This window comes from Bradyrhizobium sp. 186, from assembly GCF_023101685.1.
In the GTDB taxonomy this organism is placed as follows: domain Bacteria; phylum Pseudomonadota; class Alphaproteobacteria; order Rhizobiales; family Xanthobacteraceae; genus Bradyrhizobium.
In genome coordinates this window covers 4,592,922-4,606,163 of sequence record NZ_CP082164.1, presented here as the reverse complement: position 1 = coordinate 4,606,163, position 13,242 = coordinate 4,592,922, and the positions used below count along the sequence as shown (strand labels likewise).

Annotated in this window: 12 protein-coding genes and 1 pseudogene; 1 reads left to right on the top strand and 12 read right to left on the bottom strand. The window is 63.0% G+C overall.

The window, feature by feature from the left end:
- Positions 1–12: 12 nt before the first annotated feature.
- The 12 genes and pseudogenes from IVB18_RS21925 to ugpC form a co-directional block, all read right to left on the bottom strand.
- Positions 13–1,428: an IS4 family transposase gene (locus IVB18_RS21925; protein ID WP_247983252.1), complete on the bottom strand. Its 1,416-nt coding sequence runs from the start codon at positions 1,426–1,428 to the stop codon at positions 13–15.
- A gap of 110 nt (positions 1,429–1,538) precedes the next feature.
- A pseudogene (locus tag IVB18_RS21920) lies at positions 1,539–1,754 on the bottom strand (thiolase family protein); the annotation flags it as partial.
- A gap of 149 nt (positions 1,755–1,903) precedes the next feature.
- Positions 1,904–3,103: a CoA transferase gene (locus IVB18_RS21915; RefSeq protein ID WP_247991031.1), complete on the bottom strand. Its 1,200-nt coding sequence runs from the start codon at positions 3,101–3,103 to the stop codon at positions 1,904–1,906.
- Between the two features lie 125 nt (positions 3,104–3,228).
- Complete coding sequence (locus tag IVB18_RS21910) at positions 3,229–3,429, bottom strand: hypothetical protein (protein WP_247991030.1); 201 nt, start codon at positions 3,427–3,429, stop codon at positions 3,229–3,231.
- Between the two features lie 124 nt (positions 3,430–3,553).
- Entirely contained in the window at positions 3,554–4,723 is a 1,170-nt protein-coding gene (locus IVB18_RS21905; RefSeq protein ID WP_247991029.1) for an acetyl-CoA acetyltransferase, read from the bottom strand.
- A gap of 58 nt (positions 4,724–4,781) precedes the next feature.
- Positions 4,782–5,432 (bottom strand): bifunctional 4-hydroxy-2-oxoglutarate aldolase/2-dehydro-3-deoxy-phosphogluconate aldolase, encoded by a 651-nt coding sequence (eda, locus tag IVB18_RS21900; protein ID WP_247991028.1) that lies wholly within the window; start codon positions 5,430–5,432, stop codon positions 4,782–4,784.
- Positions 5,433–5,454: 22 nt separating this feature from the next.
- On the bottom strand, positions 5,455–6,441 hold the full coding sequence (locus IVB18_RS21895; protein WP_247991027.1) for a sugar kinase: 987 nt from the start codon (positions 6,439–6,441) through the stop codon (positions 5,455–5,457).
- Positions 6,442–6,464: 23 nt separating this feature from the next.
- On the bottom strand, positions 6,465–7,451 hold the full coding sequence (gene denD, locus IVB18_RS21890) for a D-erythronate dehydrogenase (RefSeq protein ID WP_247991026.1): 987 nt from the start codon (positions 7,449–7,451) through the stop codon (positions 6,465–6,467).
- A 79-nt stretch (positions 7,452–7,530) separates the two neighbouring features.
- Positions 7,531–8,406: a carbohydrate ABC transporter permease gene (locus IVB18_RS21885; RefSeq protein WP_247991025.1), complete on the bottom strand. Its 876-nt coding sequence runs from the start codon at positions 8,404–8,406 to the stop codon at positions 7,531–7,533.
- Between the two features lie 2 nt (positions 8,407–8,408).
- On the bottom strand, positions 8,409–9,356 hold the full coding sequence (locus IVB18_RS21880) for a sugar ABC transporter permease (RefSeq protein ID WP_247991024.1): 948 nt from the start codon (positions 9,354–9,356) through the stop codon (positions 8,409–8,411).
- A 69-nt stretch (positions 9,357–9,425) separates the two neighbouring features.
- Positions 9,426–10,739: an ABC transporter substrate-binding protein gene (locus tag IVB18_RS21875; RefSeq protein ID WP_247991023.1), complete on the bottom strand. Its 1,314-nt coding sequence runs from the start codon at positions 10,737–10,739 to the stop codon at positions 9,426–9,428.
- Positions 10,740–10,788: 49 nt separating this feature from the next.
- Positions 10,789–11,850: a sn-glycerol-3-phosphate ABC transporter ATP-binding protein UgpC gene (gene ugpC / locus IVB18_RS21870; RefSeq protein WP_247991022.1), complete on the bottom strand. Its 1,062-nt coding sequence runs from the start codon at positions 11,848–11,850 to the stop codon at positions 10,789–10,791.
- Positions 11,851–12,053: 203 nt separating this feature from the next.
- On the opposite strand from ugpC, the gene IVB18_RS21865 reads away from it, so the two are divergent.
- Positions 12,054–13,154 (top strand): LacI family DNA-binding transcriptional regulator, encoded by a 1,101-nt coding sequence (locus IVB18_RS21865; protein WP_247991021.1) that lies wholly within the window; start codon positions 12,054–12,056, stop codon positions 13,152–13,154.
- Positions 13,155–13,242: the final 88 nt, after the last annotated feature.

Here is a 13,242-nt window from a genome sequence, read left to right as displayed (position 1 = left end):
GTAAGCCGGCTTTCAATTACCCACAATTTCTGCACCGACTATGGCCCCCAGCGCGATGTCGGTCAGGCGCGATAGCCCGCGCCACATGACCGTGTTGCCGGGCGGAGGATCGTGGGCGCGGGCGAGATAGCCGCCGAGCCTGGCGATCTTGGCCAGGTAATGTGAGAGGGTTTTCCGTCGAGCTTGCGGTTTGTCATTCACGAGTCGATCGAGCAGGGCGATTTCAGTTGCGGTCAACGCAAGAGTCGGTAGCGCCCCTGGAGCTGCGCGATTGAGCATCGTCATCCAGAAGACCCGCCAACTGAGGATGCAAAAGACAGAGATCAGGTTGGTCAGACGCTGGGCGGTCCGGAGCTTCGATTCCTCAGCTTTGCAGCCCGATTTGAGGATCTTGTGGAAGACTTCGATTTTCCATCTTAAGGCATACCATTCGAGTTTCTCGATTGCGTCGGCGCGTGAGCCCACAGGCAGATCTGTAATCAGCTTCCACTCGATCTTCTTTCTGTTCTTCGGCGTTACGCGCTCTTCGGCATGGATCACCGTCAAGATCAGCGCAGGATAGCGCTTCTGCTTCCCAATTGGCGGCAGGACGCGAATCTTGCGATATCTGATCTCAAGGACGGCTTCATCGGGATCGCCGTTGTTGTTTCTGACGTCGATGCGATGCAGTCCTTTGACGGCGACCTCGTCCATTTCGTCGGCGATCGTGTGATCCCCATCCCCAGCCAAGCGATTAACGCAAGTCCTGATCACGAAATGCGTTCCAGCTTCGCGAGCCGCGCAGAACAGCTCATAGATGTCGCTCTCGCGATCACCGATATGGATGCATCGTCCCGGATCGCGCAGCAGCTCTGTGGATTGCCGGACATTATCCAGCCATCGGACGCTCTCCTTCTTCTCGATGGGAACGCGCGTCGGGTTGATCTTCTTTTTAAGCGCGGCAGTCCCCTTGAATTTCTTTCGGGTCCAGAATTTGACGGCCGTCAGTCCAAGCGGCAGCCCCTCGGTCGTTACCGCCAGGCTCGAGTGCATCAGGATGCCGCAAACCGTGTGCGATCTCAGGCGGCCGGCCTTGTCCCGGCCGCTGTTTATGCTCTTGGTGATCCCGATCGCGTCTGAGTCCTCCCTTCGATAGCTGAACTCGGTTGTATCATGGAGCACCAGAACAGCACCGCCTGTGGCAATCGTGCGCTCACGCGTCGATTGAAAGTGGCCTGCCAGAATGTCCGCCTCACTGACCCGGTCGTTGGAGAAAAAACGATAGGCAGCCTTTGTGTTGGCCCAATCCTGGCAAACCAGCGGAATGCTTTCTCCCATGGCGCTCCCGATCTGCGCCACCAGTTTGCGGAGCCGCTTGTTCAGGCGCTCGTCGGCAAGGCTGCAGCCCGCGAGCTCACGATCAAACCATGCGCCTGCTTCTCCGTCCATTGGCACCGCCCCCGCGAATCGGTGCCAGACAAGGAATCACGGTCGATTCCTGCGATGCAACAGTTTATGCGCTCCCTCAGCCCACTCGGCTAAATGTGGGTAATTGAAAGGTAAGCCGGACGGATACCAAAATGCTCGGCGAACACGGTCGCCAGCATGATGTGCGGCGAGACGGTGGAGTAGCCGCAGAGGATGCCGTCGATATCCGAGCGTCTCAGCCCGGCATCGTCGAGCGCGAGCTGGGCGGCCTTGCTCATCAGGTCGAGCGAGGATGATCCTTCATGCTTGCCAAAGGGCGTGAAGCCGACGCCGGTGATGAAGCTCATGGCAGTCTCTCTCCGTCGTCATTCCGGGGCGCGCCCGCTTGGGGCGCGAGCCCGGAATCCATAACCACCATCGTGAGTATGGATTCCGGGCTCGCGACGTTGTCGCGCCCCGGAATGACGGATGAGAGAGTTTGCACCAACACTTCTCCCTATTCCGGCGGCGAACGCGTGACGCCATCGTGGACCATGGCGGCAATCTCATCCTGGGAGTAGCCGATCTCGTGCAGAATCTCCGCGCCATGCTCGTTGAGCCCCGGCGCCAGCCGCACCGGCTCGGCCTCGGTGTCCGACCATGTGGCCGTCACCTTCATGCTGCGGATCGGGCCTTCGGTCGGATGGTTCACGACCGGGAAGAAGCCGGTCGCCTCCAGATGCTCATCATGCAGGATGGTTTGCAGGTCGTGCATCGGCATCACCGGAACGTCGGCCTTGGTCAGCAGCTCGATCCATTCAGCCGTCGTTCGGGTCTCGAAGATGCGCGCGAGCTCGGCATAGACGACATCGATGTTGGCGGCGCGGCCCGCGAAGGTAGCAAACTTCGCATCGGCGCGCAGATCGTCGCGGCCGGTCGCCTCGAAGAAACTATGCCACTGCTTGTCGTTGTAGACGATGACACTGAGATAGCCGTCCGATGTCTTGTACGGCCTGCGGTCGCGCGAGAGATGGCGGGCGTAACCGCCCTTGTCGAGCGGCGGCTCGAAGGTGAGCCCGCCCATGTGATCGCCCATGACGAAGCCCGCCATGGTCTCGAACATCGGGACGTCGACGCGCTGGCCGCGTCCGGTGCGATCGCGATGTACGAGGCTGGCGCAGATCGCGCCGACGGCGGTGAGGCCCACAATGCGGTCGACCAGCGCGTTCGGCACATAGCGCGGCACGCCGTCGCCGGTCTGCGCCATCAGGGCCGGCAGCGCGGTCGCGCCCTGGATCAGATCGTCATAGGCGGGTTTTGCCGCATAGGGCCCGTCCTGGCCGAAGCCGAACACGCCGGCATAGACGAGGCGCGGATTGATCGCGGAGACGACGTCATAGCCGAGCTGAAGCCGCGCCATCGCCTGCGGACGGACGTTGTAGACCAGCACGTCGGCTCCCTCGATCAGCCGCAGCACGGCCTCGCGGCCTGCGGCTTTCTTCAGATCGAGGCAGATCGAGCGCTTGCTGCGGTTGGTGTTGAGGAACACCGGGCCCATGCCGGAGTGGCGCATCGGACCGATCAGCCGGGTGACGTCACCCTCGATCGACTCCACCTTGATCACGTCGGCGCCGTAGTCGCCGAGCATCTGGGTGGCATAGGGCCCCATCAGCACGGTCGTCATGTCGATGACCTTGATGCCCTTCAGCGGCCCCATCGTTCACTCCCGATTGCGCGGGCTCAAGGCGCGGCCCGCGATTTCGGTCCAGCTAACGGCAGCGGCGCCGCGCACGCAAGTGCGGCCGGGGTATGGCCGCATGCGCCGCGCGGCGATATCGCGAGCTATTTCTTCTGGCGGGATTCGCGGATCTTCAGCAGTCGGTCGAGCTCGTCGTTCTGCTGGTTGATGCGGTCGGCGACGCGCGCCTCGTTCTGCTCGCCCGAGGCGGCGGCGGCCTGCTCGATCAGCTGCCTGATATTGTCCTCGAGGATCGCGATGCGATCGTTGAGTTCGTCTATCGATAATGAAGATTCATTGCTCATGACGCATTCCTTGCAAATCAATCAGGAGCAGTAGGGTGGGCAAAACGAAGCATGCCCACCATGACATAGCACAAATAAAGTGGTGGGCACGGCGCAACGGCGCCTTTGCCCACCCTACAAAAACTTACTTCAGCGGCTCCAGCACGGAGACGTAGTTGGCGACCGCGGCACCGCCCATGTTGAAGATGCCGCCGAGCTTGGCGTTCTTGATCTGCATGCCTTCGGGCGCTTGGCCGGCGAGCTGCATCGCGGTCATCACATGCATGGAGACGCCGGTGGCGCCGATCGGGTGGCCCTTGGCCTTCAATCCGCCGGACGGATTGACCGGCAGCTTGCCGTCCTTCAGCGTCCAGCCTTCCTTGATGGCCCGGGCGCCTTGCCCCTTCGGCGTCAGGCCCATCGCCTCATACTCGATCAGCTCGGCGACCGTGAAGCAGTCATGGGTCTCGACGAAGGAGAGATCGGTGAGCGCAACGCCGGCCTTCTCCAGCGCGCGCTGCCAGGCAACCGTGCAGCCCTCGAACTGGAGGATGTCGCGCTTGGACATCGGCAGGAAGTCCTGCGCGTGCGCGGTGGCACGGAAGCCGATCGACTTGCTCATGCCCTTGGCGGTCTCGGCGTCGGCCAGCACCAAGGCAGCTGCGCCGTCGGAGACCAGCGAGCAGTCGGTGCGCTTCAGGGGACCGGCGACGTAGGGGTTCTTCTCGCTCTCGGCGCGGCAGAACTCGAAGCCGAAATCCTTGCGCATCTGGGCGAAGGGATTGGCGACGCCGTTCTTGTGGTTCTTGGCGGCGATCAGCGCCAGCGCATCGGACTGGTCGCCGTATTTCTGGAAATAGGAGCTGGCGATCTTGCCGAACACGCCGGCGAAGCCGCCGACGGTGTCGCCGTCCTCCGGCAGATACGACGCCTTCAACAGGTTCTTGCCGATCTCGGCGCTCGGCGTGCGCGTCATCTGCTCGACGCCGACGACCAGGACGATCTTGGCCGCCCCCGCGGCGATCGCGCGAACCCCCTGATGCACGGCGGCCGAGCCGGTCGCGCAGGCGTTCTCGACACGGGTCGTCGGCTTGAAGCGCAGTTTTGGGTCGGCCTGGAGCACCAGCGAGGCGGTAAAATCCTGCGGCGAGAAGCCGGCGTTGAAATGGCCGAGCACGATCTCGTCGACGTCGCCAGCCGAAATACCGGCGTCCGCCATCGCCTCGTTGGCGACGCGCGTGACGAGGCTTTCGACGGTTTCGGTGTCGAACTTGCCGAACGGCGTATGCGCCCATCCGACGATGCTGGCGGTCATGGTTATTCTCCCTAGGGTCTCTTACTGACCTAAGTCTTAGCCCAAGGATGGCAAGACTTCACGTGGCTTTCAGGGCTTTCAGCGTGCGCTGGCAGATGGCAGTTATGCCGGCCCAGTTCCCGGCCCTGATCTCCGCCGTCGGACACAACCATGAACCGCCGACCGCCACCACATTGGGCTCGGCGAGCCAGGTCGCCGCATTGGCCTCGCCGACCCCGCCGGTGGGACAGAACCGGACATTCGGGAAGGGACCGCCGAGCGCGCGCAGGCCCTTGATCCCGCCGGCCTGCTCGGCCGGGAAGAATTTTGCGAGGTCGAAACCGTGCGTCAGGGCCATCATCAGCTCGGAGGCGGTGGCAATGCCTGGCGCGAACGGCAACGCGCTGTCGGCCGCGGCCTTCAAGAGGTCGGGAGTCAGGCCCGGGCTGATGCCGAACTTGACGCCGAGCTTCTCGACACGGGTGAAGTCGGCCGGATTGAGAATCGTGCCGATGCCGACGATCGCCTCGGGTACTTCGGCCATCATCGCCCTCGCCGCCTCGATCGCAACAGGGGTGCGCAGGGTCACCTCCAGCGTGCGGACGCCGCCGGCAACCAGCGCACGCGCCAGCGGCACAGCATCCTGGATACGCTCGATCGTGAGGACGGGGATAACGGTCGCGTCCCTGAACAGCGTGGCGAGTTGGTTCTGTTGGGCAGTCGTGGTCATCTCGTGGGTCTTGGCTTTCGTTTCACTTGGTCGCCTGGCGTGAGGTCGCCGGCCGGTGCCGCTTCTTCGGCGGCATGGCATAGCCCGGAATGATGGCGCCGGGATAGCAGATCACGAGGCTGGCGAGGCGATGCCCGGCCTGTGCGGCCTCGACGGGGTCGGACCCGGCGAGCCGGGCGGCGATATAAGCCGCGGCAAAACTGTCGCCGGCCGCGGTGGTATCGACCACGGGCCTGGTCAGGGGTTCGGCGCGGACCTCGCTGGTGCCGCCGGGGAAACGCAGCAGGCTCACCGGCTCGGCGAGCCGGAACACCAGTTCCGGCGACGGGATGCGCGCCATCAGCTGGTCGTGGCTTTCGCCGGGATAGAGCGCGTGCAAATCCTCGGTCGAGGTCAGCACGATGTCGGCAGCCGCGAAGGCCGCCGCAAAGACCTCGCGGGCGACGTCGCGATCGGGCCAGCCGCGTGCGCGAAAGTTGGTGTCGAACACGAAGCGGGTGCCGAGCAGGCGCGCGCGCTTGATCGCGGCGAACAGGCGCTCACGCCCGGCCGCGTCGTAGATCGAGAGCGTGATCGCCGAGAGATAGACGATGTCGTAGCTCATCAGCGAGTTGAGCAGCTCGTTCGTCTCCGGCAGATCCATCAGCCGGCGCGCCGCAGCACTGTCGCGCCAGTGGAAGAACTGCCGCTCGCCCTTTGCATCCAGCTGGATCATGTAGAGACCGGGCAGCTTGCCCGGCAAGCGCAGGACACGACGGGTCCCGACGCCCTCCGCCGTCCAGGCCGCGATCATCTCATCGCTCAAGGCGTCGTCGCCGAGCGCGGTGAGATAATCGACCTTGACCTCGAGCCGCGCCAGATAGACCGCCGTGTTGAGGGTATCACCGCCAAAGCCGCGCGAGTACAGGCCGCCACCCTGCCCTTGCCCGCTGGACTGGCCAGCAGAATGTCCCCCTTGGGCCTGCCGGAGCTCGACCATGCATTCGCCGATGCAAGCAACGCTCGCCATCACTTTACCCGCTCAGTCACAGATCACGCGACGAAATTGCCGCCGAGCTCGTCTTCGATGTGAATGCGGATGATGTCGTCAAAGGTCTTCTCGGCGGTGGTGAAGCCGAGCTCGAGCGACCGCTTTGGATTGAAATTGCGCGGCCAGCCGCCGACGATGCCGACGATGAAGGGATCCGGCTCCCGCTTGATGCGGGCGGCGACCTTTTCGCCCGCGACCCGCTTCAGCGCCGCGATCTGCTCGCCGACCGTGGCCGACAGGCCCGGCATGGTCAGGTTGCGGCGCGGGCCGACGGTGGCAAGGTCCATGGTGCCGGCATGGAGCAGGAAGCCGACGGCGGAGCGCGGCGTCGCATGCCAGTGCCGGACATCTTCGGACACGGGAAGGATCACTTCCTTGCCGGCGAGCGGCTCGCGCAGGATGTTGGAGAAGAAGCCGGATGCCGCCTTATTGGGCAGGCCGGGCCGGATGCAGATGGTCGGCAGGCGGATGCCGATGCCGTCGAGGAAGCCGCGGCGCGAATAATCGGCGAGCAGCAGTTCGCCGATCGCCTTCTGGGTGCCGTAGCTCAAAAGCGGCGTATGGAAGAACTCGTCACCGATCGCCTCCGGGAACGGCGCGCCGAACACCGCGATCGAGGAGGTGAAGACCACGCGCGGCTTGTAACCGCCGCCCGCAAGCCTGACGGCGTCGAGCAGCATCCGCGTACCGTCGAGGTTGATGCGGTAGCCCTTGTCGAAATCGAGCTCGGCCTCGCCCGAGACGATCGCGGCGAGATGGAAGATCACGTCGGGGCGGCCGGCAATCAGCTTTTCAGCCGCGCCCGGCACGGCGAAATCGCCCGACACTGTTTCGACGGCAAAACCGGCCTTTTCGGGCTTCTTCGGCTCGACCACGTCGTGCATAGTCAGCTTGGTGATGTCGCTCTTGCCGAGCCGGCCGTCGCGCAACAGCCGTTCACACAATTTGCGGCCGACCATGCCGGCGGCGCCCAGAACCAGAATGTGCAAGAGCCTACTCCTTCTTATTGGCCGGAACGCGCCGCTACTGGCACGTTCTCTTGGCGCGCTCTCAAGGCAGGCCCCGCGATCACTCCTTCACGGCGCCGGTCATTGCCGACACATAGTACTCCACGAAGAAGGAATAAAGGATAACTACGGGGACCGAGCCGGTCAGGGCTGCGGCCATCAGCGCGCCCCAATGATAGACGTCGCCGTTGACGAGCTCGGTGATCGCGCCGACGGGGATGGTCTTGTTCTCGGACGAGGAGATGAAGGTCAGCGCGTAGATGAACTCGTTCCACGACAACGTGAAGGCGAAAATGCCGGCCGAGATCACCCCCGGAAGCGACAGCGGCAGCGTGATCTTGGTGAGGATCTGGAGCCGTGTTGCCCCGTCGATCAGCGCACACTCCTCGAGCTCATAGGGAATGGTGCGGAAATAGCCCATCAGCAGCCAGGTGCAGAACGGAATCAGGAAGGTCGGATAGGTCAGGATCAGCGCCAGATTGCCGTCGAACAGGCCGAGCTGGAACACCGTCGCCGCGAGCGGAATGAACAGGATCGACGGCGGCACCAGGTAGCCGAGGAAGATCGCCAGGCCGACATAGCGCGAGCCCTTGTAGCGCAGCCGCTCGATCGCATAGGCCGCGCAGACGCTGGCGAACAGCGAGATGAAGGTCGAGGACACCGACACGATCACGGTGTTCCACATCCAGAGCGGATAGTCGGTGTCGAAGAACAGTTTCTTGATGTGCTCGAGCGTCGGATGCACGATCCAGAACGGGTTGTACTTCTCGTAATCGTACATCTCCGCGTCCGGCTTGAACGTCGCAACCGCCATCCAGTAGAACGGGAACAGCAGGAAGATCATGATCAGGCCGAGCGGAAGATAGACGCGGATAAATCTCCGCGGCAGGCTTTCCAAATAGGACATTCCGACGGTTTGGTCGTCCACAGTGGTCATGATCAGTCCCTCCCGCCCTGCTGCCAGCGAGAACGCTGAAGTCCGAAGAAGCTCAACAGAATCGCCGCGACCAGGAACGGGATCATCGCATTCGAGATCGCCGCCCCCTCGCCGAGATTGCCGCCGGTGATGGCGCGCTGGAACGACAGCGTCGCCATCAGATGCGTGGCGTTGATCGGCCCGCCGCGCGTGATGGTGTAGATCAGCTGGAAATCGGTGAAGGTCATCAGCACCGAGAATGTCATCACGACGGCGATGATCGGCGATAGCATCGGCAGCGTAATGTGGCGGAAGCGCTGCAGGTTGGTCGCGCCGTCAAGATTGGCCGCCTCATAGAGCGAGGGCGAGATGGTCTGGAGTCCGGCGAGCAGCGTGATCGCCACGAAGGGCACGCCGCGCCAGATATTGGCGACGACCACCGACCAGCGCGCGTTCCAGGGATCGCCGAGGAAGTCGATGTATCGCGTGATCAGGCCGGCCTTCATCAGCACCCACGAGATGATCGAGAACTGGCTGTCGTAGATCCACCAGAACGCGATGGCCGAGAGCACCGTCGGCACGACGAACGGCAGCAGCACAATCGCCCTGATCATCGACTTGAACGGCAGCCGCTCGTTAAGCAGCAGCGCCAGGTAAAGTCCGATGGCGAATTTCACGATGCTGGCGGACACCGTGTAGAAGATGGTGTTGAAGACCGACAGCCAGAACACCGAATCCTTCGAGAGCGAAACGAAGTTCTGGAAGCCGATGAAGCGCCCGACACCGCCGATCTTGGTATCCGTCATACCGAGCCAGAAGCCCAGCGCCAGCGGATAAGCCAGAAACAGCACGAGGATGGTGATCGCCGGCACCATGAACATCGCGCCCAGGAAATTTCGGCTTTCGAATGCTCTGGACCAGAGGCTGCTGCGCTTGACCTGCGCGACGCCGGGCTCGGCCATAACTGCCATGTCGGACTCCCCTTACGGAACGACGACGGCGGCGTCCAGTGAGCTGGACGCCGCCGTCTGTGCCTATAATCAGACCTGATAGTAGCGCTTGGCGCGCTCGGCGGCGCGCGCTGCCGCCTGCTTCGGCGTCGCCGATCCCGAGGCCGCCTCGGCGAACATGTCGACGACGACGAAGTCGCCCATCACGGCGGCGGAGGCGTAGCCGAGATCGCCGGCAAAGCCGTTGTCGCGGCAGCGCTTCAGGCAGTCACGGTACGGCGTGATCTTCGGGTCAGAGGTCCAGACCGGGTTGTCGTTATAGGCCGGCAGCGGCGGCGACACGTAGCCATTGGAGGCGACCTCCCAGGCGTCGTAGTTCTCCTTGTCCCACATGAACTTGATGTATTCTTTCACCGCCTTGGGATATTTGGAGTGCTTGTAGCCGTAGGCGACCAGCACGTTCTGCTGCTCGGTCGACACGCCGACGGGACCGATCGGCATCGGCGCGTGATCCATGTCCTTGGCGATCTCCTGCTGCTTCGGATCCGTGGAGTTCTTGCCGACGGTCCAGATCGAGATGCCGTTCAGCGTCAGGCTGAGCTCGCCGTTCAGGAACGCCTTGTTGTTGTTGGAGTCATTCCACGACAGCACGCCGGGGATGAAGGTTTCATAGAGCTGCTTGACGTATTCGAGCGCCGCGATCGTTTCCGGCGAGTCGATCACGACCTCGTTCTTTTCGTTGACGACCTTGCCGCCATGCGACCACAGCGCCCACTGGCACCAGCCGTTGGCATCGCCCGTGGCGTGACCCAGCGCGAAGCCAGCCGGGGTATTGTTCTTCTTCAGGGCCTGGCAGAGCTTGAGGAAGCCGGCCGTGTCCTTGGGGAATTGCTCGAAGCCCGCAGCCTTCATGTGGCTGACGCGGTAATTCATGCAGCCGCCGGTCGCACCCTGCGGAATGGCGATCCAGCTATTGCCCTTCTTGCCGTACTTCTCGGCGACCGGATACCAGCCGCCATACTGGGCGCCGAGATAATCGGCGACGTCAGTCATGTCGATCAGCTTCTCCGGGAATTTGTGGGGATCGTCGAGCGTGCCGAGGATGAGGTCGGGACCGGCGCCGACATTGGCGGCAACCGCGGCCTTCGGCCGGATGTCTTCCCAGCTCTCGGCTTCCAGCTTCACCTTGACGCCGGTCTTTTCGGAGAACTTCTTGGTCTGCTCGGCGAACTTGTCGAACTCGGCCTGGATGAACTGCTTCCAGCGCAAGACGCGGATGGAGGCGTTCGGCTCCGGCACGTTGGTCCACTCCGCCGCACGGACCGGGACGATGCCTGGGCCAGCCAGCAACGCTGCGCCGCCCAGGCCAGCTTTGAGCACACTACGCCTGTTGAAATCGCTCATCGTTCTCTCCCTGATTTTTTATATTTGTATTGGTTGGTTTTTTACGTCGTTACATGCGTTTACCGGTCGCCTCGTCGAACAAGTGAACCACGGACGGATCGGGCTTCAGCCGAACCTTGTCGCCGGGGTTGAACTGGTGACGCTCGCGGAAGACCGCGACGACCTGCTCACCACCGAGCTTTGCAAACACCTGCGTTTCGGAGCCGGTCGGCTCGACCACGACGATCTCGGCTTCCGCACCGTCGTCAGCGATGGTGAAATGCTCGGGCCGGACGCCAAAGACCACAGGACGGCCGTCGGACGCCGCCGGCGCGCTCTGCAGCGGCAGCTTGACCCCGTTCGGTCCCTCGAAGGTCGCAACGCCATTGACGCGCACATGGCCTTTCAGGAAATTCATCGCCGGAGAGCCGATGAAGCCGGCGACGAACTGGTTCTCCGGCTTGTCGTAGAGCTCGAGCGGCGTGCCCATCTGCTCGACGATGCCGTCATGCATGACGACGATCTTGTCGGCCATGGTCATGGCCTCGATCTGGTCGTGGGTGACGTAGACGGTGGTCGTCTTCAGCCGCTGATGCAGCTCCTTGATCTCGGTGCGCATGGCGACGCGCAGCTTGGCATCAAGGTTCGACAACGGCTCGTCGAACAGGAACACCTGCGGATCGCGCACGATGGCGCGGCCCATGGCGACGCGCTGGCGCTGGCCGCCGGAGAGCTGCCGCGGATAGCGTTCGAGCAGCGGCGACAGCGCCAGAATTTCGGCGGCGCGCTTGACGCGCTTGTTGATCTCGTCAGAGCTCGCGCTCCGCAGCTTCAGCGAGAAGCCCATGTTCTCGCCGACGGTCATGTGCGGATAAAGCGCGTAGTTCTGGAACACCATCGCAATGTCCCGCTCCTTGGGCTGGACATTGTTGACGACGCGGTCGCCGATCGAGATCGTGCCGGAGGTGATGTTCTCGAGGCCTGCGAGCATGCGCAGAAGCGTCGACTTGCCGCAGCCGGAGGGGCCAACCAGGACGACGAATTGGCCGTCCTCGATCGGAATCGAGACGCCGTGCAGGACTTCAAAATTGCCGAACGATTTCCGCACGTCGCGGATTTGCACAGACGACATCTAGCTCCCTCCTTCGACTCGACGACGCAACTGTCGCGCCGCCACCGTCTTGTTTTTTCAGACTTCACCGATCGAAGCCCGATCTTATCGAGCAACATTGTCGGCAGTTTGCGCGGTTTTGGCAATTTCTCTTTGGTTAGTCGTTGCTGGTAGCGCTGTCAACGTTCCTTTGTTTGCGGGAGTGACTGTGTTAAGAGCAACAAATGGGTCGAAAGCGCACCAAGTCAGGCAAAATCCGGCTGGCGGAAGTCGCCGAGCTCGCCGGCGTCAGCCCGATCACCGCCTCCCGCTTCTTTCGCAATCCCGAGGCGCTGTCGGTCGCCAAGCGGACGCGGGTCGAAAGCGCCGCCAAGGAGCTCGGCTATGTGCCGAACCTCGCCGCACGGGCGCTGGCCTCGCACCGCACCGAGGTGATCGGCGTGCTGATCCCGTCCCTGACCAACAACGTGTTCTCCGACGTGCTGCGCGGCATCTATGATGCATCCGAGAACAGCCGTTACTCGATCCAGTTGTCCAACACACGCTACAGTATCCTCCAGGAGGAGAAACTGCTGCGCCTGTTTCTTGCGCAGAAGCCGGCCGGGCTGATCGTCACCGGCATCGACCAGACCGCGGAATCGCACGCGATGTTGGAGGCCGCCGACTGCCCGATCGTGCAAATCATGGAGATAGGGCCCAATCCGGTCGACATGATGATCGGCTTTTCGCACTATGATGCAGCTCGCGCGGCGATTGCGCACCTGTTCGAGCAGGGTCACCGAAAGATCGGATTCGTCGGCGCGCGCATGGACCCGCGGGTGCAGCGGCGGCTCGACGGCTATCAGGCCGCCATGAAGGATGCGGGTCTGTTCGACCAACGCTTGATCGTTGCCACCGGCACGCCGACCTCCGTCACGCTCGGCGGCGCGCTGTTCGCCGATCTGCTGGCCAAGTCGCCCGATATCGACTCGGTGTTCTGCGCCAATGACGACCTGGCGCTCGGTGTGCTGTTCGAATGCCGCCGCCGCGAGATCCCGGTACCCGACCAGATCGCCATCATCGGATTCAACGACCTCGAATTCATGGCCTCCGCCGTCCCCACCCTGACCAGCGTGCGCACCAACCGCTACGAGATGGGCCGGACGGCCGCCACCATGCTGATCGATGCGATCGAAGGGCGGCGCCCGGAACAACCTGTGCTCGACCTCGGCTACAAGGTGATCGAGCGCCAGAGCTCGCCGGTGCGGCGTTCGGACAGCAGGCCGGCCGTTTCCGGCGCGGGCGTGCCGAACAAAATGGTAGCGTTACCAAGTGGCCATGAATAGTATCGCATTTGTGAGGAAACGACCCGCCAGCCGCCATCGCTCGCGCCGCTGGGCATCGCACAAGCTGACACCATAAGACCGACGCCAG